The sequence below is a fragment of the Actinoplanes sp. NPDC023714 genome, assembly GCF_040639855.1.
In the GTDB taxonomy this organism is placed as follows: domain Bacteria; phylum Actinomycetota; class Actinomycetes; order Mycobacteriales; family Micromonosporaceae; genus Actinoplanes.
Window position 1 is genome coordinate 251,805 of record NZ_JBFAAR010000011.1, and the last position, 23,103, is coordinate 274,907.

Below are 23,103 nucleotides of genomic sequence, written 5' to 3' on the forward strand. Positions count from 1 at the left end.
AGTCCTTCGACACCAAGCGGGCCGGTGAGCAGTGGCTCGTGGAGGTCGAGGCCGACATCCTCAAAGGTGAGTGGGTCGACCCCGATGCGGGCAAGGTCAGACTGGACGACTACATCACCCGCTGGATAAAAGACCGCGATTTGAAGCCTCGCACGCGGGAAGAGTACGAACGGATCGTTCGCTTACATATTCGCGAACAACTGGGCGGCGACCCGCTCAATAAAATCAACGCGCAACGCATCCGGTCCTGGCGAAGCGAACGCCTTGATTCGGAAATAGGCAGGCCCACGATCGCCAAGGCGTATCGCATCCTGCACGCTGTTTTCGCGACTGCGGTCGATGACGAGCTGATTCGGCGTAACCCTTGCCGAATAAAGGGCGCTGGCCAAGAAAAGGCCGACGAGCGGGACACCGCCACACTCGATCAGGTGTTCGCCATCGCTGAACACATCCAGCCGCGCTACCGGCTGCTGGTCCTCCTCGCCGCCTTCGCGCAACTCCGCTTCGGCGAGCTGGTGGCGCTACGGCGTAACAGCATCAAGCTCGACACCATGGAGCTCCGGGTCCGCATAGCCACCGGCGAGATGGAAGACGGTACCCAGTTCGACGACGACCCGAAGTCGGACGCCGGCAAACGTCCCATCAGCCTGCCCAGCGGGCTGCGCGGCGACGTCGAGAAGCATCTGAAGCTCTACGTAGCCCCTGGCGCGGAAAGCCGGCTCTTTCTGGGGCCGCTCGGCGGCATCCCCCGTCGCCGCAACTTCAACCGGGTCTGGAAGGCCGCTACCAAGCGGGCAGGCGTTCCGGCCGATGTTGACCTACACCTGCATGACCTCCGGCACACTGGGAGCACCTGGTCCGCGCAGAGCGGCGCAACCCTCAAAGAGCTGATGGCCCGGATCGGCCACTCCAGCACGCGAGCCGCCATGCTCTACCAGCACGCCAGCCGGGACCGGGACCAAGCCATCGCGGTCGCCCTGGACACGCTGATCGTTGATGCTCGGAAGCAGGCCGAGAAATGATCTGGCACGGATCTGGCACAAACAGAAAACGCCCGGACTCAGTCCGGGCGTTTCACAAGGGTGGAGCTGAGGGGACTCGAACCCCTGACCCCCACACTGCCAGTGTGGTGCGCTACCAGCTGCGCCACAGCCCCTTGCCTTCGTCCCCGGCGTTTCCCCCGGGCACGCTGGAAATATTACACACCCCTCCGGGGGCCTCCAACGCACCCCCTCAGTTCAGGGTGGGGTCGGGCGGGAAGTGGGCGACAGCAGCCAGGATGTCGCCCTGCCGGCGCAGGACCATGGCCCACAGGTCGTCGGGGCGTTCGACGAACGGGTCGCCGGGGAGGGCGTCGAAGACGAACCAGGAGCCGGCCGCGATCTCCTCCTCGAGCTGGCCCGCGGACCAGCCGGAGTAGCCGGCGAAGACGCGGATGCCGGCGACGTTCTCGCGCATCCGGTCGGGGTCGGCGGAGAGGTCGAGGGTGCCGAGGGAACCGCTGACCGGATGAAAACCGGACACCCGCTTCTTCACCTCGGGGCGGGTGCGGGCCAGGCAGATGGCCGACTCGGGCTGCACCGGGCCGCCTTCGAAGAGGACGGCCGGGTCGCCGGCGAGCTCGCCCCAGTTGCCGAGGACCTCGGCGACGGGGACCTCGGTGGCCCGGTTCAGGACGACGCCGAGGGCGCCGCCGGTCTCGTGGGCGACAAGCAGCACCACCGTACGGTCGAAGTTCGGATCTTTGAGGGTGGGCGTCGCGACGAGGAGCTGACCGGTCATCGACTCCACCGACCGGCCTCCAACCCGCTGCTGCCCCTCACCGAACACGTGCATCCCGCCGTTCGCTCGACGTAGCCATGACTCGCACATTAGCTTGCGTTTCCGGCCACGGATAAGGTCTGGACATGAACCCGCCACCTACGGCAGCAGAGATCGGCGTCATCGGCGGATCGGGGCTGTACGCGCTCCTCGACGACGCCACGGAGTTCGAGGTGGAGACGCCCTACGGCGCGCCCTCCGACAAGATCACCGTGGCCTCCGTATCCGGCCGCCGGGTGGCCTTCCTGCCGCGCCACGGGCGTGATCACCGGTTCCCGCCGCACAGGATCCCGTACCGCGCGAACCTGTGGGCGCTGCGCTCCCTCGGCGTACGCCAGATCATCGCCCCGTGCGCCGTCGGCGGCCTGCGCCCGGAGCTGGGCCCGGGCACGTTCGTGGTGCCCGATCAGCTGATCGACCGGACGAGCGGGCGCGAGCAGACCTACTACGACTCCGGCGCCGTGCACGTCTCCTTCGCCGACCCGTACTGCCCGGCCGGCCGGCGCGTGGTGCTGGATTCCGCCTCCCGGGTGAACGCCGTCGACGGCGGCACCATGGTCGTCGTCGAAGGCCCGCGCTTCTCCACCCGAGCCGAGTCCCGCTGGTTCACCGCCATCGGCGGCACGATCGTGAACATGACCGGTCACCCGGAAGCGGTCCTCGCCCGCGAGCTCGAGCTCTGCTACACCGCCATCGCCCTGGTGACCGACCTGGACGCCGGCGTCGAGGGCGGCGAGGGCGTCACCCACGAGGAGGTCTTCCGCGTCTTCGGCGAGAACACGGCCCGCTTGCGCGAGGTCCTCCTGGACGCGGTGGTCAGGCTGCCTGACGAGCGTTCCTGTCCCTGCAAGGATGCCCTGGCGGGCATCAAGCTGCCGATCCAACTGCCCTAGATCCGTACGGCGTGAGCCGTACGGTTACCCGCGGGAAGGCGGCGCCGGATCGCGGCTGCCCTGAGCTGCTCTTCTTACCGCCCTCCTCGCGCTGGACCAGTGTTCTGGCCGAGGAGGTCTCCATGTCCCAGCCCGCCGAACAGTTCAGCACCGATGACCCTCAGACCGACCGGTCGCGGATCATCGATCGAGTCGAGCACGGTGAGGAGATCGTCATCAGCCGCCGAAGCACCGGTTGCGACGGTCGTCCCCATCAAGCCCGCCGGCCGGAGGGCGCTGCGGGGTTCCTCGGCCGGGCGACTCGTCATGGCTGACGACTCGGATTCGCACGACGCGAACGAGGCGATCGCACGGTCCGGGGGTTGGCTAGGAACAATCATGATCAGTAGTGATATCGAGCCTGAACGATGATCAGATTCTCGCCGCGCACGGTGTAGACGAGCCGATGCTCATCAGTGATACGTCGCGACCAGTAGCCACTGAGGTTCTCGGTCAGCCGCTCCGGCTTACCGATCCCCTGCCCAGGGTCACGCAGAGCCTCTTCGATCATCCGATTGATCCGACGAAGCGTCTTGGGCTCGCCTGACCAAGAGGTGTAGTCCTCCCAGCCCGTCTTGTCGAAGGCGACATTCACGACGCCTGACGCCCCAGCTCCTCGGTACCGGAGATCAAATCACGCCGCTCGAACTCACCCGCCTCTACCCGAGCCACACTATCCGTGAGCCGCCTCGCATTCGCTGGCGACCTGAGCAGATACCGCGTCTCCACCATCGATCGCCAGAGACTCTCGGGCACGAGGAAGGCGGTGCCCGACTTGGAGACGATCTCTACCGCCTCCTCATCCTCGTTAACCTGTTCGATCAAGGGAAAGAGTCGCTTTCGCGCTTCACTAGCAGACAGCGCCACAGTCAGCTCCTCAAGAGTCGTACCACCACCTGGTACGACTCTACTCCGTGGCACCGATGCCGACGAGGCCGTCGCGTACCACCTGGCCCACCGTGTCCCCCGAGACCGCCGAGCCAGGTGCAGCGGAGAGGCAACAACATCGCTGAGGTAAAAGCGCGTGTCACGGCCCGCCTCCGAGAGCCGGGCCGCCCGGCTGGATTCCGCCCGCGAGACCTTGACGTATCTGCTGGGCCTGCTCGAAGATCCGCAGGAGCTGTACCGACGAGCGGGCAAGTGCGCCCGCCGCGTACTGAACGAGGCGTTCTTCGAGAAGCAGTATCTCCACCCCGACGACCACCGCCCGTACGTCGCGTCCGATGACCTCGCCGGACTGATAGAGCCGCTTGTCAACCACGCCCGAAACGAAAGCGGCGCCGCCCATCTGGACGGCGCCGCTGTGGGTTCAAGTAAGAACCCTCTCGTGGAGGTGCCGGGAATCGAACCCGGGTCCTTCGTTGCTTCGTCAGGGCTTCTCCGAGCGCAGCTCACTGTGCCTCTACTCGGCCCTACCAATCACGTGAGCGAGTTGGTATGACGGGCCCAGTCGTGTTTGATCTCGCCGCACGGTCCTCACGACTAGGACCGCTTGGCCAGCCTTCTAGCTGATGCCGACAAACCGGGTCGAAGGCGACCCCGGGTCGACAGACTTGCTACTTACCTCAGGCGGCAAGAGCGAAGTCAGCGCGGGAGTTATCCTTGGCGCTTATAAGTTTCCGACGACCGATTCTCGAGACGACGTCGGCTTCCTCGGCTCGCTTCCCCTGTCTCCACGTACGAAGTCGAAACCAGTCACCCCCTGGCGTGTGTCATACAGCCTGACAATCTTAACTCACCCTGCACGAACCGCCACCGACGGAGCAGCCCGGCGACTTCACACTGCGATCGCCGTTCTTGCCGCCCTGGAAACCGGCCGAGATGGAGCCGCCGCCGCGGACCGTGCCGGTCAGGGTGACCTGGTCGCCGCTGCCGCTCGCGCGGGTGTTCCAGGCGCCGTAGACCCGGATGTCGGAGCCGGACGGGTAGCTGATCGTCACGGTGTAGTCGCGGGACTCCGAGCTCACGTTCTCGATCCGGACCCCGGCGATGAAGCCGCCCCACCACTGCGCGGTCGTCGAGTAGGTGACCTCGAAGTTGTCGGCCGGCGGCGGAGGGGGCGGCGCGGCCGTGGTACGGGTCGGCTTCGGGCTCTCCGGCGCCTTCGTGGTGGTCTTCTCCGGGATCGGCGAGGAGACCGCAGGCGACGTGGGCGCCGCCGAGGCGGGGGCGGACGGGGAGCGGCTCGCCGACGGGCCGGGTGAGGCCGACGCCGACGCCGACGCGGACGGCGAGACGGAGACCGACACCGACGGCGAGGCGGACGACGACACGCCGGGCGAGGCCGTCGCGGTGGCGAGCGCCTCGTCGAGCGGGATGTGGTTCTCGACCGCCTGCAGGTCGGCCGCGGACGGCTGGACCAGCAGCGGCTCGCCCTCGGCGGCCGCACTGGAGCCGCCGGAGCGGATCACGATCCAGCCGACCAGGACGACCAGGACGGCGGCGGCGAACCCGAGGATGAGGCGTGCGGGGGTGAGCTTCTGATCGGCATGTTTCGACAACGGGCCGAGTCTCCTCGTAAGAAACGATCAACAGAGCCGGGCGGGCGAGGATACCCCGTCAGTCCATGCCCTTGGCACGGCGGCCCATCGCCTTGTTGATCTCACGCTCCGCGTCGCGCTTCGCCAGGTCCTGCCGCTTGTCGTAGCTCTTCTTGCCGCGCGCCACACCGATCTCGACCTTGGCGTACCCGTTCTGGAAGTAGACCTGGAGCGGCACCAGGGTGATGCCGTCGTCCCGGAGCTTGCCGAGCACCTTGTGGATCTCTTCGCGATTCAAGAGCAGCTTGCGTACGCGACGAGGCTCGTGGTTGGTCCAGGTGCCCTGGGTGTATTCCGGGATGTGCATCCCGTGCAGGAAGATCTCGCCGTTCTTCTCGTGGCCGAACGCGTCGACGAGCGAGGCACGGCCCGCACGCAGCGACTTCACCTCGGTGCCGGTCAGCACCATGCCGGCCTCGTAGGTGTCGAGGATGGCGTAGTCGTGGTACGCCTTGCGGTTGGAGGCCACCGGCTTGCGCCCCTGTTCACGCGGCATGTCGGCCCTCCCTATTGACGTTCGTGCAACCGATCAATAGTACAAGGGACCTCAGCAGAGACAGCCCGGCAGGTAACGCAGCGGATTGCGCGGCACCCCGCCGAACCGGGTCTCGAAGTGCAGGTGGGCGCCGGTCGACGCGCCGGTGCTGCCGACCCGGCCGATCACCTGGCCGCGGCGGACGTAGGTGCCCGGGCGCACGTACGACCGGGACTGGTGCGCATAACAGGTGGTGAACCCGCGCCCGGCGAGCCGGCCGTGGTTGATGCACGTGTAGAGGCCGTATCCGCCGTTCCAGTCGGACTGGATCACCCGTCCGGACGCGGCGGCCCGGATCGCGGTGCCCGATCCGGCCGCGAAGTCGGTACCGGCGTGCAGCTGCCACACCCGGTAGTACGGGTCGTACCGGTTGCCGAAGTCGCTGCTCTTCCAGCCCTGCACCGGCATGGTGAGCCGGCCGCCGCCGTAGCGGGCCGTGGAGGTGCCGTTGCGGGTGTCGAAGCCGCGGAGGGCGGCCTGCACCTTGCGCTCGGTGGCGAGCGCCGCGCGGTACTGGGCCAGGACGGTGGCCCGCTGCGCCTGGGCGGCGCTCAGCGCGGTCTTGCGGGCGAGCACCAGCCGATACATGGCCTGCCGGGCCTGCACGGCGGCGGCCTGCGCCGTCTGGGCCGCGCGCAGCTTGCTGAGGGCGATCCGCTCGAACTCCTCGGCGGCGCGCTTCGCGGCGCCGGCGCGGTCCTGCGCGGCGCGGGCTTCGCGGCGGGCGCCGATGAGGGTACGGACCTCGTCCTGCTCATGGTCCATCAGTTGCTCGACCAGGCCCATCCGGTCCAGCATGTCCTGCGGCCCGGCGGCCGTGACGAGCACGTTGAGACGGGTGAAGGTGCTGCCCATGTAGCTGGTGGCGGCGATCGTGTCGACCCGGTCGCGGGCCTCGCTGACCCGGTCGGCCGCGGCGGCGTAGCGCTCGGCCACCGCGCCGTACTCGGCCCGGGCCCGGTTGGCCTGCCGCCGCGCGGTGTTGGCCTCGACCCGGGTGGCGACCACGACGCCGCGGGTGGTGGCGACCTTCTTCTGCGCGGCGGGCATCGCGGCGGTCGCGGCCGCGAGCCGGCGGGCCGCCGAGCGGGCGGTCGCGCTCGCGTTCTCCAGGAGCGCTTCGGCGCGGCGTACGGCGCGGGCGGCGTCACCCTCCCGGTCCGCCGGTGCCGGCGCCGCCTGGTGCACGGGCACCATCGCCGGCCGCCTGGGGACCTCGGAGAAGGTCAGCAGACACAGACAAACGGCTAGCAGAGCGGCAGAACGGCAATACCTCACGGGGAGTCACCGTACCCCCACCAATCGCCAATAAAGCCCCAAATCGCCCGACGGCCGCGACCCCATCGGGGATCGCGGCCGTCGAGAACAGGTGAGCTTGCGGCGTCAGACCTTGAGTTGGACCGGCCTTTAGACCTTGAGGTAGAAACGCAGGGTCACCCACGCGGTCACCGCGCTGACCAGGGCGCCGACACCGGCGAGCAACGGCAGCATGAGCCAGACGTTGCCGTTCGGAATGGGCGTCAGGATCGTGGTGAGCGCCTGGAGCTTGTTGTCGAGCAGGACCACCTTGCCGATGAACAGCGCGATGAAGCCCAGCACCGCGCCGATCAGGCCGGCGACCACCGCCTCGAGGACGAACGGCGCCTGGATGAACCAGTTCGACGCGCCCACGAGTTTCATGACCGCGACCTCGCGGCGCTTGCTGTAGGCGGCGACCTGGATGGTGTTACCGACCAGCAGCAACGCGGCGAATGCCATCACCGCCGCCACGACCAGCGACATCACCTGGATCGAGTTGAAGATCTTGAAGACCTTGTCGAGGAGGGTGCGCTGATCGATGATCTGCCGGACGCCCTCCATCCCCTCGATCTTCTTGGCGAAGTCGGCGTACTTCTCCGGGTCGGTCAGCTTCACCCGATAGGACTCGGGGAGGCTGCTCGAGCTGATCGAGTTGACGAAGTCCGGAGAGTCCTCCCAGAGCACCTTGAAGCGCTCGAAGGCCTGCTCCTTGCTCTCGTAAGTCTTCTCCCGGACGAGCGGGTCGCTGTCGATGGCCTGGTCGATCGCGGCCTTCTGAGCGTCGTCGACATCGTCGTTCAGGAAGATCGAAACCTCGATCTCCCCGTAGTAGAAGTCCTTCATGCGGTCGACCTGCATGTACATGAGCACGCTGGCGCCGAACATGGTCAACGAGACCGCCATGGTGATGATCATGGCGATCGTCATCGTGACGTTTCGCCACAGGCCCACCAGGACCTCGTTGAGGACGTACTTCACGCGCATCGGGGGGATCCTTCCGGGACTCCGCGTGTTCCTGCGTCAGTCATAGATAGGTACACGGGGCCGGGCCTAGCCGTAGACGCCGCGGGCCTGGTCGCGCACGATCCGCCCGCTCTCGATCTCGATGACGCGCCGGCGCATCTGGTTGACGATGTTGGAGTCGTGCGTGACCATCACGACGGTCGTGCCGGTCCGGTTGATCCGGTCCAGGAGTCGCATGATCTCGATCGAGGTGTCCGGGTCGAGGTTACCCGTGGGCTCGTCGGCCAGGAGGATCAGCGGGCGGTTCACGAAGGCCCGGGCCACCGCGACACGCTGCTGCTCACCACCGGAGAGCTCGTGCGGGTAACGGTGCTCCTTGCCGCCGAGGCCGACCAGCTCCAGCACCTCGGGAACGACGCGCCGGGCGACGGCCTTGGTCTTGCCGATCACCTCGAGAGCGAACGCGACGTTCTCGTACGCGGTGCGGTTGGGCAGCAGGCGGAAGTCCTGGAAGACACACCCGATCGAGCGGCGGAAGTGGGGAACCTTCCAGGAGCGGAGCGAGGTCACGTCCTTGGCGTTCACCACGACCTTGCCGCTGGAGGGCGAGACCTCTTTCAGCAGCAGCTTGATGATCGTCGACTTGCCGGAACCGGAGGGGCCGATGAAGAAGACGAACTCACCCTTCTCGATCCCGACGCTGACATTGTCCAACGACGGCCGAGACGCCTTCGGATACGTCTTCGTCACGTTCTCGAGCTGAATCACGGGACTGGAGTCTACGCGGTGTAACGAAATCGCCAAGCCCGCCGGGGGCCGGAATATTTACCACCTGCGGCAACAGCAAAACTGGGCACCCCTCGCCTGACCCATTGTTCAGGCGAGGTAGCGCTCAGTCACGGATCATGAGGAGGAGCTCATCTGGTTCTGCTTGCGCCACCGGATGCCCGCCTCGATGAACCCGTCCACATCGCCGTCGAAGACGCTCATCGGGTTACCGACCTCGAACTCGGTGCGCAGATCCTTCACCATTTGGTAGGGGTGCAGGACGTACGAACGCATCTGGTCGCCCCACGATCCGGTGGTGTCCTGCCGTAGATCGGCCATCTTGGCCGCCTCTTCCTGGCGCTTGCGCTCCAGGAGGCGGGCCTGGAGCACTCTCATCGCGGCCGCCTTGTTCTGCAGCTGCGACTTCTCGTTCTGGCAGGACGCCACGATGCCGGTGGGGATGTGCGTGAGGCGCACGGCCGAGTCGGTCGTGTTGACGCTCTGACCGCCGGGGCCGGACGACCGGTAGACGTCGACCCGGATCTCGTTCTCCGGAATGTCGATGTGGTCGGTCTGCTCCACAACGGGCATAACCTCCACGCCGGCGAAGCTCGTCTGGCGGCGGCCCTGGTTGTCGAACGGGCTGATCCGGACGAGCCGGTGCGTGCCCGACTCGACGCTGAGGGTGCCGAACGCGTACGGCGCTTTCACGGTGAAGGTGGCCGACTTGAGACCCGCCTCTTCCGCGTACGACGTGTCGTAGACCTCGGTCGGGTAGCCGTGACGTTCCGCCCAGCGCAGGTACATCCGCATGAGCATCTCGGCGAAGTCGGCGGCGTCCACGCCACCGGCGCCGGCGCGGATCGCGACCAGGGCCTCGCGGGAGTCGTACTCGCCGGAGAGGAGGGTGCGGACCTCCATCTCCTCGACGGACTTGGTCAGCGTGGCGATCTCGTCGCCGACCTCGCTGATCGAGTCGGCGTCACTCTCGGCCTCGGCCAGCTCGAGAAGGACCGCGGCGTCGTCGAGCCGGGAGCGGAGCCGCTCCAGCTTGGAGATCTCTCCCGACACGTACGCCAGACGGCTGTTGACCTCCTGCGCGCGTGCCTGGTCGTCCCAGAGGTCCGGAGCGGAGGCCTGCTCCTCCAGATCGGCCTTGTCGCGGCGCAGCTTGTCCACGTCCAGGACGTTCTCGATGTTGCGGAGGGTGGCGTCGAGGACTTTGAGTTGCTCGGGAAAGTCGGCAGCGGTCACGACACTCAAGACTACGCCGCCCGGCCAGTGAGCTGGCCGGGCAGGTCGTATATCAGCTCGTCGGCACGGCCTTGAGCCACGTGAGGGCGGCCTTGTGATAGGCCACGGCGAACTCCAGCGCGGCGGCGCCGTACGGATCGCCGTTCTTCTTCGCCTCCTTGGCCTGCTCCTTCGCCATCGCCATCGCCTCGGAGTGGTACTGGTTGGCGTTGCTGTAGAGCGTCTCGAGCTGGTCGCCGCTGTGCTGCTGACCGAAGGCGACCCGCAGCGCGACCGGGTTGCGCAGCGCGTCACGGCCGGGCGACTCGGCGAGCCAGCGACTGAAGGCCCGCTTGCCGGAGGCCGTGATGGCGTAGGGCTGACTGGAGCGGGGGCCCGGCTTGCCGAGGCGGACATACCCCATTTCGGCCAGTACGGGCAATTCGCGGTAGACCTGGCTCCGCGTCATCGACCAGTAGGGCCCGAGGCGGCGTTCGGCAGCCGCCATCAGCTGGCCACCGGTCATCGGCCCCTCGTGGAGCAGGCCGAGAAGGGCAGCCGCCGTCGGATTGATTTGGAAGTCGGGCATGCCTTCTAAGCTGCCACTTTGTCGTTCCGGCGTCCAGGATTTCGCACGATCCGTCCAGTTTGCGTCTCCACAAACGACTGTCCCGCACAGACAGTCCGACAACGAGCGTGCAGACCCGGCGTTTTGCCCTTCAAAACGGTCTTGAGCAGGTAAGATGGGACACTCAAACGGTCAGACGACACGTGCGAGGCAGGAACGCGCTCAAAACGGTCAATCCGGTCATGCAAAAAACGACACCTAGCGCATATGCGGATAACTCGTTCCGAGGCTCCGAGAGCGCCCGTCGTGCCATCGTCGCACCGGGGCGGCCGCCGATCGGGTACGCGCAGGTTCGACCGTTACCCTGACCCCCATGACCGACCGTCCCGCCGCCGCTCCCGTCGACGAGGAATCGCGGCTCACCGTGGCGCTGCTCGCGGCCGCCGCCCTCGCCTGGACGGCCGCGATGCTGTGGTCCGCCCGCACCACCATCACCGGCCGGGTCAGCGCCGAGATGGAGGTGACCTCCACGGCGTACGCGCTGCCCGGCGCCGTCGCGGCCGACCTGGTCGCGGGCGCCGCCGTGGCGCTCCTCGCGCTCACCCTGATCGGGTCCCGGCGCACCCTCGGCGCCAGCGCGCGCTTCGCCGTGGCGACCGGCGCGGGCCTGCTGACCGGGGTCGCCAGCGCGATCCCGATCATCACGATCAACACGGCCGGCTCGCTCTACGCGATCGTCGGCGGCACCGTGGCGGCCGCCGCCACGATCGGCGGCGCGCTCGCCGGCTTCCGGATCCCGCGGGTCGTCGCCGCGGCCGCGTTCGCCTCGGTCGGCGTTTTCGTGCTCGGCTTCGTGCTCAACCTCTTCCAGGCGCCGGTGCTGGAGCTGCTCGGCGCCGGCGACACCGCGTCCACGGCCAACGCGGCGCAGTGGTTCTCGTACGGGCAGGCCGCGCTGAGCGGGCTCGCCGCAGGCCTGATCGCGTACTTCCTGCTCCGCCGCGCGAAGGACGCCGTGAAGTGGCCGTTCTACGCCCTCGCGGGCGCCGGGGCGGGCCTGGTCACGGTGATCGGCGAGATCCTCTCCCGTACCGCCGGGTCGAAGGTGCTGGAGCTGGCCGGCAAGGTCAGCGAGATGGATCAGCTGGCCCAGCAGATCCTCAGCACCGCGCGGCTCAACAGCGGCCTGGTCATCCTCTTCGCCGGCGCCATGACGGCGATGTTCGCGGTCGGCCGGACGCTGTCACCCGCCGAGGACGAGGACGATGCTCAGAGCAGCTCGTCCAACTCGGAGACGGCGTACCACTCCAACTCGTGATCCTCGGCGCCGTCGACGGTGAACTGGGCGTCCGGGTCGCCGGCCAGCGCCTCCTCCACCACGTCGGCGGCGGCCCCGACCGCCTCGGCCGCGTCGGTGCCGTCCACGTGGATGCTGGCGACCTCCTTCAGCGCGATCGCCCGCGGTAGCCGGACCGTGCTCGAACCCAGCTCGGCGTCCTCACGCACCAGCGAGGAGCCGGGCACGTCGGCCGAGACCACGACACGGCGGCGGGGTGCGGCGGTGTCGTGGCGCAGCAGCTGCAGGGCGCCCTGGGCGGCACGGGTGAAAGCGACGTACTCCAGCTCCTCCTCGTCGCCCTCGGCGTACCACTCGCGGAGCGCCGGCGTCACCGCGTGCGCCTCCATGCCCTCCAGACCGAGCTGCCCGGAGGCGCGCAGGGCGGCGAGCAGCGGCACGGTGGCCGGGACGTAGACCCGGACCAGGTCGGTGTTCGGCACGGCTTCCTCCTGCGCTGTCTCGGTCGGTCCATTCCACCAGGCCTCTTCCCATCGTGGTGATCCGGGATCTCCCTCCGGAGGCAAACGATGGCAAACTCAGGCCATGGAGCCTCGATTCCTGCTGCTGGCCGACGTGGCGGCCGAGCTCAACGTCTCGGACTCGCAGGTCTACCACATGGTCCGCAGCGGCGAACTGCCCGCGATCAAGATCGGTGGGCGCGGTCAGTGGCGCGTGGAACGCGCCAGACTCGAGGAATACATCCAGCACAAGTACGAGGAAACCGCCGCGTGGGTGCGCGACAACCCGCTGAACGAGCGCGAACCCGACTAGGCCGTTTTGCCCCTTCCCCCGCATCGCATCGCCCGCATTGCCGCAGGCTCGTGGATCGAGCAACAGTCGAAGGCAAACGTAGGCAAACGGAAGGTTCGGGGGTAGTACATGCGATCCACCATCCATCTGCGCCCCGTGCCGCGCTACGACCCGCCCTTCGACGACGAGCTGGCGCCGCAGATCTGGAGCCCGCCCCGGCAGCAGTTGGCGCTCGACTGGTCGACACCGCCGGAGACAGCCCACCCGCCGGAAGCGACCCTGCCACCCGATGTGGCCGCGCCGCCACTCCGAGCGACGCCACCCGGAGTGAGCGGGCCGTCGAGCGGGGCGGGACCACCCGGCGCGGCAGGGCGCCCCGGAGTGAGCGCGCCACCCGGCGCGGCGGGACCACCCGGCGCGGCAGGGCAGCCCGGCGCGGCTCGCGCTGCTGGTGCCGCTGGCGCCTCCGGTGACGCCAGGCTGGCGGTCCGGCGTTTCGTGCACCTCTGCGTAGAGGTCCTCAACGGATTCCGCCCAGCCGGCCACCTCCGCCGGCTGAGCCTGCCCTCCCAAGCCGCCGAGGTGGTCTCCACGGGCCTGACCGGCGCCCGCTGGGTGGGCCAGCTACGCAACGCCCAGACCCGCGGAGTCACGGCGAAGCGGACCCGGCTCCCGGCCCCGGTGGCCGTCCTGCGGGTGCGCCTCTGCCAGCCGAGACCGGGTGCCGTGGAGGCCGCGGTGGTCCTGGCAACGGGCGACCGCACCTGGGCGATGGCACTACGACTCGAACTGCACCAGGAGTCCTGGGTGGTGACGACTCTGCGCCTGATCTGACAAGACCCCGTTCGGAATCCCCGGGGCGCCTGGCGAGCACCACAGGCGACGGGCGTCCTGGGCCGTTAGCTGCCGCCATAGATCGGGCGTCAGCCCAGTACGGCCGGCAGCAACCCCGCGCGAGCCCGCCAGTAGCCCAACGCGATCCGCCAATAGGCCAACGCGGTCCGCCAACAGGCCAACGCCGGCCGGTCGATCCGTGCTGTGCGCGGCGGTATGCGAAGCCAAGCGCAAGGCGCGAATCCCCCGCCTGGCGCGAATTCCGGGCTTCGGGGCTACGGGTCACGCACGCTTGGCTCCCCGCCGCCGGCTCCAGGGGCGGCGCGCGCCTGGCCCCGGCCGCCGGCTTCAGGGCCCGCACGCGCCTCGCGCCAGACGCTGGCACCAACCCCACGCGCGGCGCGGGCCTTGCATCCGGCGGCGGCGATTACGGCGACGACCGGCGTGGCCGGCGGGCATGAAAACGGCCCGCAGCGGGTGGCTGCGAGCCGCGTTCAGACGGTGCTGTCGGGCTGGGCTGTCAGGCAGCGCCGGGGGCGCCGTGGCAACGCTTGTACTTCTTGCCCGAACCGCAGTAGCAGGGGGCGTTGCGGGACGGGCCGCCGGATTCCTGGCCCGTCGTGCGCTGGGAGCGGGCGCTCGTGTGGGCCGGGTTGGCCGGGACCGGGGTGCCGCCGGGGCCGATGTTGACCGGGGCGGACTGTTGCTGGATCACCGGGCGGCCGTCGCCCGCCTCGCCGTCGATGGCGGGGGCGGTGTACTGCAGGTTCTGCGGACGGCCGGGGCCGCCGAGACCTTTCGCGTGCACCTCGACGCGCTCCGGCTCGTCGTCGTCCGGGACGGCGTCGGCGCCGCCGACCTTGGGCAGTTCGTAGGCCTGGGTCGGGTCGACCGTGACGGTGGGCTGCTCCTCGACCTGGACCTCGAGGTTGAAGACGAAGCCGACGGCCTCCTCCTTGATGCCCTCCATCATCTGGTTGAACATGTCGAAGCCCTCGCGCTGGTATTCCACCACCGGGTCGCGCTGAGCGTAGGCGCGGAGGCTGATGCCCTCCTGGAGGTAGTCCATCTCGTAGAGGTGCTCGCGCCACTTCCGGTCGATGACCGCGAGGAGGACCTGACGCTCCAGCTCGCGCAGCGCCTCCTCGCCCAGCTCGTCCTCGCGCACCTGGTACGACGCCTGCGCGTCCTGCTTCAGCTGCTCGGCCAGGAACTCGGCGTCGATGGTGCCGCGCTCGCCACCGGACTCCTCGATGATGTCCTCGAGGGTGACGGTGACCGGGTAGAGGCGCTTCAGGTCGGTGAAGAGCTGGTCGAGGTCCCAGTCCTCGGCGTAGCCCTCGGACGTGGCGGCCGTGACGATGTCGCCGATCACGTCGTCGATCATGTTCTTGACCTGGTCGTGCATGTCCTCGCCGTTGAGCACGCGCTTGCGCTCGGCGTAGATGACCTGGCGCTGCTTATTGAGCACCTCGTCGTACTTGAGGACGTTCTTCCGGATCTCGGCGTTCTGACCCTCGATCTGGGTCTGCGCGCTGCGGATCTGGCGGGTCACCATCTTGGACTCGATCGGGACGTCGTCCGGGATGTTGAACCGCTCCATGACGGCCTCGACGGCGCCGGCCCGGAACCGCTTCATCAGGTCGTCCTGGAGCGACAGGTAGAACCGGGACTCGCCCGGGTCGCCCTGCCGGCCGGAACGGCCGCGCAGCTGGTTGTCGATGCGGCGGGAGTCGTGCCGCTCGGTGCCCAGAACGTAGAGACCGCCGGCCGCCTGCACCTCGGCCTGCTCCGCGTCGCAGGCCTCCTTGACGATCGGGAGGACCTCCTCGAGGGCCTTCGCGTATTCCTCGGCGTGCTCCACCGGGTCGAGCCCGCGCTGCGCGAGCTCCTGGGCGGCGAGGAAGTCGGCGTTGCCGCCGAGCAGGATGTCGGTGCCTCGGCCGGCCATGTTGGTGGCGACCGTGACGGCGCCCTTCCGGCCGGCCTGCGCGATGATCGTGGCTTCCTGGGCGTGGAACTTCGCGTTCAGCACGCTGTGCGGGATGCCGCGGCGGCGCAGCAGCTGGGAGAGGATCTCGGAGTTCTCCACCGAGACCGTGCCGACGAGGACCGGCTGGCCGGTCGCGTGCCGCTCGGCGATGTCCTCGATGACGGCGTCGAACTTCGCCTTCTCGGTCTTGTAGATGACGTCCGGGTGGTCGACGCGGACCATCGGGCGGTGCGTCGGGATGCTCACGACGCCGACCTTGTAGACGTTGTTGAACTCGCCGGCCTCGGTCTGCGCCGTACCGGTCATGCCGCCGAGCTTCTCGTAGAGCCGGAAGTAGTTCTGCAGCGTGATGGTCGCGAGGGTCTGGTTCTCCTGCTTGACCTCCACGCCCTCCTTCGCCTCGATGGCCTGGTGCATGCCCTCGTTGTAGCGCCGGCCGTGCAGGATGCGACCGGTGAACTCGTCGACGATCAGCACCTCGTTCTCGGGGCTGACGATGTAGTCCTTGTCGCGCTTGTAGAGCTCCTTCGCCTTGATGGCGTTGTTCAGGTAGCCCACCAGCGGGGTGTTCACCGACTCGTAGAGGTTGTCGATGCCGAGGCGGTCCTCCACCTTCGCGACACCGCGCTCGGTGATCGCGACGGTGCGCTTCGCGTGGTCGACCTCGTAGTCGCCCTCGCCGTCCTTGCCGGGCTGGAGCCGGTTGACGATCTGGGAGAACTCGCCGTACCACCGGGCCGAGTGCTCGGCCGGACCGGAGATGATCAGCGGGGTCCGCGCCTCGTCGATGAGGATCGAGTCGACCTCGTCGACGATCGCGAAGTTGTGACCGCGCTGCACGAGCTCCGCCTTCGACCACGCCATGTTGTCGCGCAGGTAGTCGAAGCCGAACTCGTTGTTCGTCCCGTACGTGATGTCGCACTCGTACGCCGCGCGGTGCTCGGCGGCCGGCCGGTTCGGCAGGATCACGCCGACGGTCAGGCCGAGGAAGACGTGCACCCGGCCGACCCACTCGGCGTCACGCTGGGCGAGGTAGTCGTTCACCGTGATGATGTGCACGCCCTTGCCGCTCAACGCGTTGAGGTAGGCCGGGAACACACCGGTCAGGGTCTTGCCCTCACCGGTCTTCATCTCCGGGATGTTGCCGAAGTGCAGCGCGGCGCCGCCCATCAGCTGGACGTCGTAGGCCCGCTGGCCGAGCACGCGCTTCGCACCCTCGCGGGCGACCGCGAACGCCTCGGGGAGCAGCGAGTCGAGGGACTCGCCCTCCTGGACGCGCTCCTTGAAGCTCTCCGTGCATTCACGCAGCTCGTCATCGGTGAGGTCGACATAGTCGTCCTCGATCGAGTTGACCGCGTCCGCGATCGCCTTGAGCCGTCGCACCATGCGGCCTTCGCCGGCGCGGAGGATCTTTTCCAAAATCGACACGGGTCAACGCTCCCCTAGACAGTCTGCCGAACCATCGTAGGCACCTTCGCTCGGGACCTGTGACCCGAGCCTCCAGTGAAACTCACAAAACGGGCGAAAGGTTTCAGTAAGTTCGCTGAGAGCGTCATTTCCAACCGGTTTGGCGTCCCGGGCGCGTCACGGGGAGGATGGCTCGGTGAAAGAGGGCCTGATGGACCAGAGCGGAACCGAGCTGCAGCAGCTGATCGAAACCGGACAGGGGCGGCTCGAACTGCTCATCGGCTGGGACAACCCGGCGGGCCAGCGCCTCGCCATGGAGACCGGTTTCACCAGGGAGGGCGTCCGCCGCATGCCGGACGGCGAGCTCCAGGTCTGGTCCCGGCTGCCCGGCGACCCGGCCGGACCGGCCCCGCGCCTGCTTCCCGATCTGCCCGGCGGCGAGCTCAGCGACGGCGTGGTCACCCTGCGCCCGCTGGATGAGCGAGATGTCGCTTTTTACGCCGAACTGCACTCCCTGCCCGAGGTCGTGATCACGAGCGTCCCGCCGGTGCCGCCGTCGGCCGAGGAGGTGCGCCGGCGCTGTGGCCGGGCCGCCGCCAACTGGCTGGCCGGGACCCGCGCCGACCTGGTGATCCTGGACACCGCCACGGGCGAGCGGGCCGGCGAAATCGACCTGTACTACCAGGAGCCGCCGACGCAGCAGGCGATGATCGGGTACAGCCTGCTTCCCTCGTACCGGAAAAGGGGTTTTGCGACCCGCGCGGCACAGCTCGTCGCCCTCTGGGCCTTCGCCGAGACGGACATCGCGCGGCTCATCGCGGGCGCGGCTCCGGAGAACGTCGGCTCGCAGCGGGTCCTCGAGAGAGCCGGTTTCCGGCGCGAGGCGTTCCTGCGGTCCCGGCTGCCCGGCCCCGGTGGCACCAGGATCGACGACGTGCAGTACGTCCTTCTCGCTGGAGACCTGCTCGCACAGGCCTCCAGCGGCTCGGATCATTGATCACATGGCGAGGCTGAGGATGCCGTAGTCGTAGCCGCGGCGGCGGTAGACGACGCTGGGCCGGCCGCTGTCCTTGTCCTGGAACAGGTAGAAGTCGTGGCCGACGAGCTCCATCTGGAAGAGCGCGTCATCGACGGTCATCGGCTCGGCGGAGTGCTCCTTCTCCCGGACGATGCGCCACGGCTGGTCCGCGTCGTGCTCGGCCAGCTCGGTGTCGACCTCGGGCTCGGCGACCAGGGTCGCGGTCCGGCCCGGATGAACGTCGGTGGGGAGGTTGGCGGTGGCCGCCGCGACGGAGACCGGCGCGTGCCGCCCGCGGTGCACCCGGCGCCGGTCGGCGGAACGCCTCAGCCGGCCGTCGAGCTTGTTGATGGCGCAGTCCAGGGCTGCGTAGAAGTCTTGTGCCTGGGCCTCGGCGCGGACGACCGGGCCTCGCGTCATGACGGTGATCTCGACCCGCTGGCAGGTGTCGGACTGTCGCGGATTGCGCTCGTGGAACAACTCCACGTCCACTCTCATCAGCTTCGGGTCGTAGCGCTCGACCTTGCTCAGCTTCTCGGCGACATGCTCTCGGTAATGATCGGGAACCTCTACGTTGCGGCCCTTGACGACAATGTCCACTCGTGACCTCCCCCAACGTTGTGCTTGCGGGCGCCGGAACACGGCGCTTGTGCTCAGAGACGACGCCGCGTGACTGAACCACCGACGAGGCCACGTGGGTGAGACGACTCCTTTCGGGCGCGGGGAACATGTGCCCACTCGGCGCTCCGGTGGCGGGTGGACGATTTCCGTCCGCCCTCGTCACCTAGACGCTAACCTGCCTCTGCCTTCACGTCACCACTCGTTTGGGATAACGGATGGCTGACGTTCGCCTCTATCGGCAGGCTCGCGCGGCATGGGAGTCAAATACCGGGAGTAATCTTTCGCAGCTGGGTCGCTGCTAGCACTGCGGCACCTTTGACCTGCATGTCCGCCTCCTCAAGACGGCGTACCACCGCAGCCAGAGTGGCACCGGTGGTGACGATGTCATCCGTCACCACCAGCGTGCCCCTGATCCGGCCGCCGCGTCGGAGAACGCCGATACGCGAATCGATTCGCAGGGAATTGACAGCTGCCGCGTGCCGTCCGGCAGCGTCCAGTGACGTGGAGTCAGGTCGCGGCAGCGCCCGGAGGGGCTGTGCCATCCCGGCGGACCATCCGGCCGACCGCAGCCGTCGCACCGCGTGACCGGTCATCCGCGCCATGTGGTCGCCGTAGCGCTCCCGGCGGGCGGCCGCCGTGGAGGGCACCGGGATGAGCACGACCGGGCGGTCCCGCGGCGCGAGCGCCGCGACCGCGCCGGCCAGGAGCGTGCCGAGAGGCCGGGCGAGCCGGTGCCGGCCCCTTTCCTTGTACGAGAGGATCGCGCCCCGCATCGCCCCGGCGTAGGGACCGACCGTCACGCAGGCCGGGAAGCCCGGTGGCGGCGGCGTCGGGGCGGCCGGACGCGGCGCGAGCGACTCCAGCTCGGTGACGCAGAGCGCGCAGGTCCCGCGGGTGAGGCGCACCCGCTCGGCCCCGCAGCCGGCGCACGACCCCGGGAGAACCAGGTCGGCCAGCGCGGCGAACATGATCAGTTCAGGAAGAACGGCGCGGTCGGCACCACGTTCGGCGGCTGGTCGCCGGGCGGCTCGGCCAGGTCGTCCGGGTCGATCCGGACCGCGGTGGAGAGCGCGTCCCAGGCCGCGTCGGCGGTCGTGTAGGACACGTAGTCGGCGTTGCCCAGCTCGGTGCTGGTCTGGTTGGCCGGGTTGGCCGGGTACGCCGTCACGTAGGTGACCGCGTCGTCGCCGAGGTCGGGCAGCCGCGGGTCCTGCAGCGCGCCGTCGACGGTCACGTCGAGCACCGTCACCCGGCCACCGAGGCCGACGCCGGCCACGGTGAGCCAGCCCTCCCCGCTGAAGCCGGCCGCGGTGACCGTCTGCAGCGGCGGGCGGAGCAGCTCGGCCTCGCTGAGCGACACGCCGTCACCGCTGATCGCGAGGACCGCGCGGTAGAGCCGGCCGCCCGCCACGATCGCCACCCGGTGCCCGTCCGGCGCCACCGTGATCGCGCTGAGGGCGCCGCTCACGCCGGCGAGCTGCACCGGGCGGGCCGCGCCGCCGTCGGCGCGGAAGCCGTAGAGCTGGCCGTTCGAGATGATCAGGCCGATCGAGTCCTGCGGGCGGGTGCCGGTGCTGGTCATCGCCCAGACCGGGTAGCCGACGCGGTCCGGCAGGCCGGTCACCTCGCGCAGCGTGGCGTCCGCGCCCGAGCTGGTCAGCGTGACGCCGACCCGCAGCGTCTGCTTCGTGCCGGTGCCGGTCACCAGGGCGGCGTAGGTGTGTGCCGCCGAGGTGCTCAGCGCGGCGGCCCGGACGTCCTTGTTCGCCTGCGGCGGCACGCCCGGGATGGCCTGGACCGCGCGCGGGGTCTCGGAGAGCCGGACGATCTTGCCGCCGTAGACCGCGAACCGCTCCGGGCGGCTCTCCAGCCGGAACGCGGCGTTGCTGGTCAGGTAGTCAGTGCCGTAGTAGTTGTTGGGCTCCTGGTGCCCGATCTTGAGAGCCAGGTTGTCCGGCATGAGCGGCCGCAGCGACCACTGGATCTGCCGCCGCAACCGGTCCAGCGCCTCCGCGGCGCCCTCGGTCGGCACCGCCTGGGCGCTCAGGTCGATGGTCAGCGTCTCCTCGAGGATCGCCGGGATCTTGCCGAGCAGCGCGGTGCCCTGCGGCAGCACGTCGGTGACGCTGCGCAGCCACGGCGCGGGCCCCCCGATGAGCCAGTTCAGCACGATCGTCGGCACCTGCTCGATCGGCACGTCGCGCAGCATGTAGCGGACGTCCGGGATCAGGCTGGTGTGCTCGGTGTTCCAGAAGTAGATGGTGTGCTGGACGTATCGGCTGGCCAGCGCGGTGTCGCTGAGCAGCAGCACCGGCGGCGCGTCGAGCACGTAGAGCGAGATGCCGTCCTCGGCGGTGCCGAGCTTGATCTGGTAGGTGCCGCGGACCGGCTCCTTCGGCGGCTCCAGCAGGCCGTCCTTGCCGAGCGTGCCGATCAGCTCGTAGGTGAGGTTGACCTCGGCCTGCCCGGACGAGAAGAGCGGCGTCCCGATCAGCCTGATCACCCGCGGGATGGCCACCGGCTTGAACTTGTCGGCCGTGTCCGGCGACATGAACTCCTTGACCCGGTCGGTCGCGCCGTCGTAGTCGCCGGCCGCCGCCGCCAGGAAGTTCGCGACGAACTGCCCGCGGTCGCTGGTCGTCGTCCGGGTCGCCTGGTCGGGCGCGTCGTCGCTGCCGGTGGTGATGCCCGTGCTCGGGCCGGGCCCGACCACGGTGATCCCGGACTCGTCCGGTATCCCGCAGGCGGCCAGCGCCAGCACGGTGACCGCCACCACGGCGGGGAGAGAGGAACGGCGCATCAGCTGGTCACCTCCGCGGGTCGGTCCCGGGGTATGAGCGGCAGCGGCGCGGCGACCAGCCGGTCGCCGGCCCGGACCGGCAGGGTCAGCCGGAACTGCGAGCCCTCGCCCGGCGCGCCCCACGCCTCCAGCCAGCCGCCGTGCAGCCGGGCGTCCTCGACGCTGATGGACAGGCCCAGGCCGGTGCCGCCGGTCTGCCGGGCCCGGGACGGGTCGGCGCGCCAGAACCGGTTGAAGACCAGGCGCTCCTCGCCCGGCTTCAGGCCGATGCCGTAGTCGCGCACGGTGATCGCGACGGCGGCCTCGTCGGTCGTCATCGTGACGATCACCGGCTTGGCCTCGGCGTGCTCGATGGCGTTGCCGACCAGGTTGCGCAGCACCCGCTCGACCCGGCGCGGGTCCACCTCGGCGATCACCGGGGTGTCCGGCAGGCGCAGGTCGACCTCGACGCCGGCCCGCTCGGCCAGCCCGGCCAGCCGCTCGGTGACCCGCCGCACGATCGGGACGAGGTCGGTGTGCTCGGCGTCCAGCGCCGCGAACCCGGCGTCGAACCGGCTGATCTCGAGGAGGTCGGTGAGCAGGCCCTCGAACCGGTCGAGCTCGGCCTGCAGCAGCTCCGCGCTGCGGGCCACGGCGGGGTCGAAGTCCTCCCGCTCGGAGAAGATCAGGTCGGCGGCCATCCGCACGGTGGTGAGCGGCGTCCGCAGCTCGTGCGAGACGTCGGACGTGAACCGGCGCTGCAGGCGGGACATCTCCTCGAGCCGGACGATCTGCCGCTGGAGGTTCGCCGCCATCTGGTTGAACGCCGCGGCGAGCAGCGCCAGGTCGTCCTCGCCGTCCACCTTCATCCGCTGGTCGAGCAGGCCGGCCGAGAGCCGCTGCGCGGTCCGCGCGGCGACCCGGACCGGGCTCACGACCATCCGGGTGACCAGGCCGGCCACCACGCCGAGCAGGATCACCAGGGCGATGCCGGTGACCAGCACGGTGGTGCGGATCTGGTTGGCGGCGCGGTCCTCGGTGGTGAGCGGGACCATGTAGTACAGCTCGAGGTGGCCGAACTTGGTCGGCACCGGCGAGCCGTAGACCAGGTATTTCGTGGTGATCCCGTTGATCTCGGCGGTCCGGATCTGGCGGGTCACCTGCCCCTGCTCGGCCACCGACCGGATCATGTCGGGCGTGATCAGGCCGCGGGTGTCCACCGAGGCCGGCAGGGTCACGGCGGGCAGATCGTGGTAGTGCTCGGCACGGATCGAGATGACCGAGCCGCCGTCGTCGGCCTGATCACCGTCGAAGAGCTCGTTGACCGTGTCGTTGATGGTGTTCGGCAGCTCCGGGTCGCGCGACTGCGGATGCACGGTGAGCTGGCGGTACGCGTACGCCACCTTGCCGCTCATCGACGAGGAGATCTCGTCCTGGGTGCGGCTCAGCAGGATGTTGGCGCTCTGCGCCGCGATGAACCAGCCGAACGTGCCGACCAGCAGGCTGGAGAGGACCAGCGTGATGGTGACGACCCGCAGATGCAGCGAGCGGCGCCAGGCCCGCCGGGCCGGCGCAGTGTATTGCCGGGCGTGCCGGGCGACCACGCGCCAGTAGCGCCGCACCACTCGCAGGGCACGGCGCACGGGCATCGGAAGCCAGGAAGGGGCACGCATGACGCCGGCAAGCGTAGCCGCTCGAACGGC

General features: G+C 69.0%; 24 protein-coding genes, 1 tRNA gene and 1 other RNA gene. 7 read left to right on the forward strand and 19 right to left on the reverse strand.

Annotated features, from left to right (window positions below; translation table 11 throughout):
* Positions 1–38: 38 nt before the first annotated feature.
* Positions 39–1,022, forward strand: a complete 984-nt coding sequence (locus tag AB0G10_RS36495; protein WP_360932616.1) for a tyrosine-type recombinase/integrase — start codon at positions 39–41, stop codon at positions 1,020–1,022.
* A 61-nt stretch (positions 1,023–1,083) separates the two neighbouring features.
* On the opposite strand, the gene AB0G10_RS36500 is transcribed toward AB0G10_RS36495, so the two are convergent.
* Together AB0G10_RS36500 and AB0G10_RS36505 are read right to left on the reverse strand one after the other, a co-directional pair.
* Positions 1,084–1,156: transfer RNA gene (locus AB0G10_RS36500), tRNA-Ala, on the reverse strand.
* 77 nt (positions 1,157–1,233) lie between these two features.
* Positions 1,234–1,836: a YqgE/AlgH family protein gene (locus AB0G10_RS36505; RefSeq protein ID WP_360932619.1), complete on the reverse strand. Its 603-nt coding sequence runs from the start codon at positions 1,834–1,836 to the stop codon at positions 1,234–1,236.
* Positions 1,837–1,907: 71 nt separating this feature from the next.
* Between AB0G10_RS36505 and AB0G10_RS36510 the strand changes: the two genes are divergently transcribed.
* Complete coding sequence (locus AB0G10_RS36510; protein WP_360932622.1) at positions 1,908–2,714, forward strand: S-methyl-5'-thioadenosine phosphorylase; 807 nt, start codon at positions 1,908–1,910, stop codon at positions 2,712–2,714.
* A 122-nt stretch (positions 2,715–2,836) separates the two neighbouring features.
* On the forward strand, positions 2,837–3,028 hold the full coding sequence (locus tag AB0G10_RS36515) for a hypothetical protein (protein ID WP_360932625.1): 192 nt from the start codon (positions 2,837–2,839) through the stop codon (positions 3,026–3,028).
* A 68-nt stretch (positions 3,029–3,096) separates the two neighbouring features.
* On the opposite strand, the gene AB0G10_RS36520 is transcribed toward AB0G10_RS36515, so the two are convergent.
* The 11 genes from AB0G10_RS36520 to AB0G10_RS36570 all read right to left on the reverse strand — a co-directional run bounded on the left by AB0G10_RS36520 (position 3,097) and on the right by AB0G10_RS36570 (position 10,680).
* Positions 3,097–3,348, reverse strand: coding sequence for a Txe/YoeB family addiction module toxin (locus AB0G10_RS36520; RefSeq protein WP_360932628.1), 252 nt, complete (start codon positions 3,346–3,348; stop codon positions 3,097–3,099).
* Positions 3,345–3,620 carry a type II toxin-antitoxin system prevent-host-death family antitoxin gene (locus tag AB0G10_RS36525; RefSeq protein ID WP_360932631.1) on the reverse strand — a complete coding sequence of 92 codons (276 nt, stop codon included), beginning with the start codon at positions 3,618–3,620 and terminating at the stop codon, positions 3,345–3,347. Before AB0G10_RS36525 ends, AB0G10_RS36520 begins: the two co-directional genes overlap by 4 nt.
* 160 nt (positions 3,621–3,780) lie before the next feature.
* Positions 3,781–4,014 (reverse strand): hypothetical protein, encoded by a 234-nt coding sequence (locus AB0G10_RS36530; protein WP_360932634.1) that lies wholly within the window; start codon positions 4,012–4,014, stop codon positions 3,781–3,783.
* 64 nt (positions 4,015–4,078) lie between these two features.
* Positions 4,079–4,456, reverse strand: a transfer-messenger RNA (tmRNA) gene (gene ssrA / locus AB0G10_RS36535).
* Positions 4,457–4,483: 27 nt separating this feature from the next.
* On the reverse strand, positions 4,484–5,254 hold the full coding sequence (locus AB0G10_RS36540; protein WP_360932636.1) for a cellulose binding domain-containing protein: 771 nt from the start codon (positions 5,252–5,254) through the stop codon (positions 4,484–4,486).
* 58 nt (positions 5,255–5,312) lie between these two features.
* The gene (smpB, locus tag AB0G10_RS36545; protein ID WP_360932639.1) at positions 5,313–5,789 is read right to left on the reverse strand and encodes an SsrA-binding protein SmpB; all 477 of its coding nucleotides are present in this window, start codon (positions 5,787–5,789) and stop codon (positions 5,313–5,315) included.
* Between the two features lie 51 nt (positions 5,790–5,840).
* Positions 5,841–7,025: a M23 family metallopeptidase gene (locus AB0G10_RS36550; RefSeq protein WP_360932642.1), complete on the reverse strand. Its 1,185-nt coding sequence runs from the start codon at positions 7,023–7,025 to the stop codon at positions 5,841–5,843.
* A gap of 210 nt (positions 7,026–7,235) precedes the next feature.
* Positions 7,236–8,111, reverse strand: a complete 876-nt coding sequence (gene ftsX / locus AB0G10_RS36555; protein WP_360932645.1) for a permease-like cell division protein FtsX — start codon at positions 8,109–8,111, stop codon at positions 7,236–7,238.
* Between the two features lie 66 nt (positions 8,112–8,177).
* On the reverse strand, positions 8,178–8,858 hold the full coding sequence (ftsE, locus tag AB0G10_RS36560; protein ID WP_014441003.1) for a cell division ATP-binding protein FtsE: 681 nt from the start codon (positions 8,856–8,858) through the stop codon (positions 8,178–8,180).
* A 135-nt stretch (positions 8,859–8,993) separates the two neighbouring features.
* Positions 8,994–10,112: a peptide chain release factor 2 gene (gene prfB, locus AB0G10_RS36565; RefSeq protein WP_360932648.1), complete on the reverse strand. Its 1,119-nt coding sequence runs from the start codon at positions 10,110–10,112 to the stop codon at positions 8,994–8,996.
* Positions 10,113–10,164: 52 nt separating this feature from the next.
* Positions 10,165–10,680 (reverse strand): PadR family transcriptional regulator, encoded by a 516-nt coding sequence (locus AB0G10_RS36570; RefSeq protein ID WP_127546431.1) that lies wholly within the window; start codon positions 10,678–10,680, stop codon positions 10,165–10,167.
* Between the two features lie 352 nt (positions 10,681–11,032).
* Here AB0G10_RS36570 and AB0G10_RS36575 point away from each other — a divergent pair, with 352 nt between their 5' ends.
* On the forward strand, positions 11,033–11,977 hold the full coding sequence (locus AB0G10_RS36575; protein WP_360932651.1) for a hypothetical protein: 945 nt from the start codon (positions 11,033–11,035) through the stop codon (positions 11,975–11,977).
* Here the strand turns inward: AB0G10_RS36575 and AB0G10_RS36580 are convergent.
* Positions 11,929–12,438, reverse strand: a complete 510-nt coding sequence (locus tag AB0G10_RS36580) for a hypothetical protein (protein ID WP_360932654.1) — start codon at positions 12,436–12,438, stop codon at positions 11,929–11,931. The two genes, AB0G10_RS36575 and AB0G10_RS36580, sit on opposite strands and share 49 nt — an antisense overlap.
* A gap of 103 nt (positions 12,439–12,541) precedes the next feature.
* Here AB0G10_RS36580 and AB0G10_RS36585 point away from each other — a divergent pair, with 103 nt between their 5' ends.
* Both AB0G10_RS36585 and AB0G10_RS36590 read left to right on the forward strand, forming a co-directional pair.
* Positions 12,542–12,769, forward strand: a complete 228-nt coding sequence (locus AB0G10_RS36585; protein WP_360932657.1) for a helix-turn-helix domain-containing protein — start codon at positions 12,542–12,544, stop codon at positions 12,767–12,769.
* A 108-nt stretch (positions 12,770–12,877) separates the two neighbouring features.
* Complete coding sequence (locus AB0G10_RS36590; RefSeq protein WP_360932660.1) at positions 12,878–13,582, forward strand: Rv3235 family protein; 705 nt, start codon at positions 12,878–12,880, stop codon at positions 13,580–13,582.
* Positions 13,583–14,102: 520 nt separating this feature from the next.
* Here AB0G10_RS36590 and secA read toward each other — a convergent pair.
* Positions 14,103–17,003 (reverse strand): preprotein translocase subunit SecA, encoded by a 2,901-nt coding sequence (secA, locus tag AB0G10_RS36595; protein ID WP_360932663.1) that lies wholly within the window; start codon positions 17,001–17,003, stop codon positions 14,103–14,105.
* Between the two features lie 190 nt (positions 17,004–17,193).
* Between secA and AB0G10_RS36600 the strand changes: the two genes are divergently transcribed.
* Positions 17,194–17,979, forward strand: a complete 786-nt coding sequence (locus tag AB0G10_RS36600; protein WP_360932666.1) for a GNAT family N-acetyltransferase — start codon at positions 17,194–17,196, stop codon at positions 17,977–17,979.
* Here the strand turns inward: AB0G10_RS36600 and raiA are convergent, their stop codons facing one another.
* From raiA to mtrB, 4 genes are all read right to left on the reverse strand, one after another.
* On the reverse strand, positions 17,980–18,600 hold the full coding sequence (gene raiA / locus AB0G10_RS36605; RefSeq protein WP_360932669.1) for a ribosome-associated translation inhibitor RaiA: 621 nt from the start codon (positions 18,598–18,600) through the stop codon (positions 17,980–17,982).
* Between the two features lie 281 nt (positions 18,601–18,881).
* On the reverse strand, positions 18,882–19,589 hold the full coding sequence (locus AB0G10_RS36610; protein ID WP_360932672.1) for a ComF family protein: 708 nt from the start codon (positions 19,587–19,589) through the stop codon (positions 18,882–18,884).
* A 2-nt stretch (positions 19,590–19,591) separates the two neighbouring features.
* The gene (locus AB0G10_RS36615) at positions 19,592–21,421 is read right to left on the reverse strand and encodes a hypothetical protein (RefSeq protein WP_360932675.1); all 1,830 of its coding nucleotides are present in this window, start codon (positions 21,419–21,421) and stop codon (positions 19,592–19,594) included.
* The gene (gene mtrB / locus AB0G10_RS36620; protein WP_360932678.1) at positions 21,421–23,049 is read right to left on the reverse strand and encodes an MtrAB system histidine kinase MtrB; all 1,629 of its coding nucleotides are present in this window, start codon (positions 23,047–23,049) and stop codon (positions 21,421–21,423) included. The genes AB0G10_RS36615 and mtrB overlap by 1 nt, the downstream gene beginning before the upstream one ends.
* Positions 23,050–23,103: the final 54 nt, after the last annotated feature.

Bases quoted from the DNA above. Each gene is read 5' to 3' on its own strand.
- AB0G10_RS36505 (WP_360932619.1), bottom strand. From the start codon at position 1,836: ATGCACGTGTTCGGTGAGGGGCAGCAGCGGGTTGGAGGCCGGTCGGTG.
- AB0G10_RS36510 (WP_360932622.1), top strand. From the start codon at position 1,908: ATGAACCCGCCACCTACGGCAGCAGAGATCGGCGTCATCGGCGGATCG.
- AB0G10_RS36515 (WP_360932625.1), top strand. From the start codon at position 2,837: ATGTCCCAGCCCGCCGAACAGTTCAGCACCGATGACCCTCAGACCGAC.
- smpB (WP_360932639.1), bottom strand. From the start codon at position 5,789: ATGCCGCGTGAACAGGGGCGCAAGCCGGTGGCCTCCAACCGCAAGGCG.
- AB0G10_RS36550 (WP_360932642.1), bottom strand. From the start codon at position 7,025: ATGGTGCCCGTGCACCAGGCGGCGCCGGCACCGGCGGACCGGGAGGGT.
- ftsX (WP_360932645.1), bottom strand. From the start codon at position 8,111: ATGCGCGTGAAGTACGTCCTCAACGAGGTCCTGGTGGGCCTGTGGCGA.
- AB0G10_RS36570 (WP_127546431.1), bottom strand. From the start codon at position 10,680: ATGCCCGACTTCCAAATCAATCCGACGGCGGCTGCCCTTCTCGGCCTG.
- AB0G10_RS36575 (WP_360932651.1), top strand. From the start codon at position 11,033: ATGACCGACCGTCCCGCCGCCGCTCCCGTCGACGAGGAATCGCGGCTC.
- AB0G10_RS36585 (WP_360932657.1), top strand. From the start codon at position 12,542: ATGGAGCCTCGATTCCTGCTGCTGGCCGACGTGGCGGCCGAGCTCAAC.
- AB0G10_RS36590 (WP_360932660.1), top strand. From the start codon at position 12,878: ATGCGATCCACCATCCATCTGCGCCCCGTGCCGCGCTACGACCCGCCC.
- AB0G10_RS36600 (WP_360932666.1), top strand. From the start codon at position 17,194: ATGGACCAGAGCGGAACCGAGCTGCAGCAGCTGATCGAAACCGGACAG.
- AB0G10_RS36610 (WP_360932672.1), bottom strand. From the start codon at position 19,589: ATGTTCGCCGCGCTGGCCGACCTGGTTCTCCCGGGGTCGTGCGCCGGC.
- AB0G10_RS36615 (WP_360932675.1), bottom strand. From the start codon at position 21,421: ATGCGCCGTTCCTCTCTCCCCGCCGTGGTGGCGGTCACCGTGCTGGCG.
- mtrB (WP_360932678.1), bottom strand. From the start codon at position 23,049: ATGCCCGTGCGCCGTGCCCTGCGAGTGGTGCGGCGCTACTGGCGCGTG.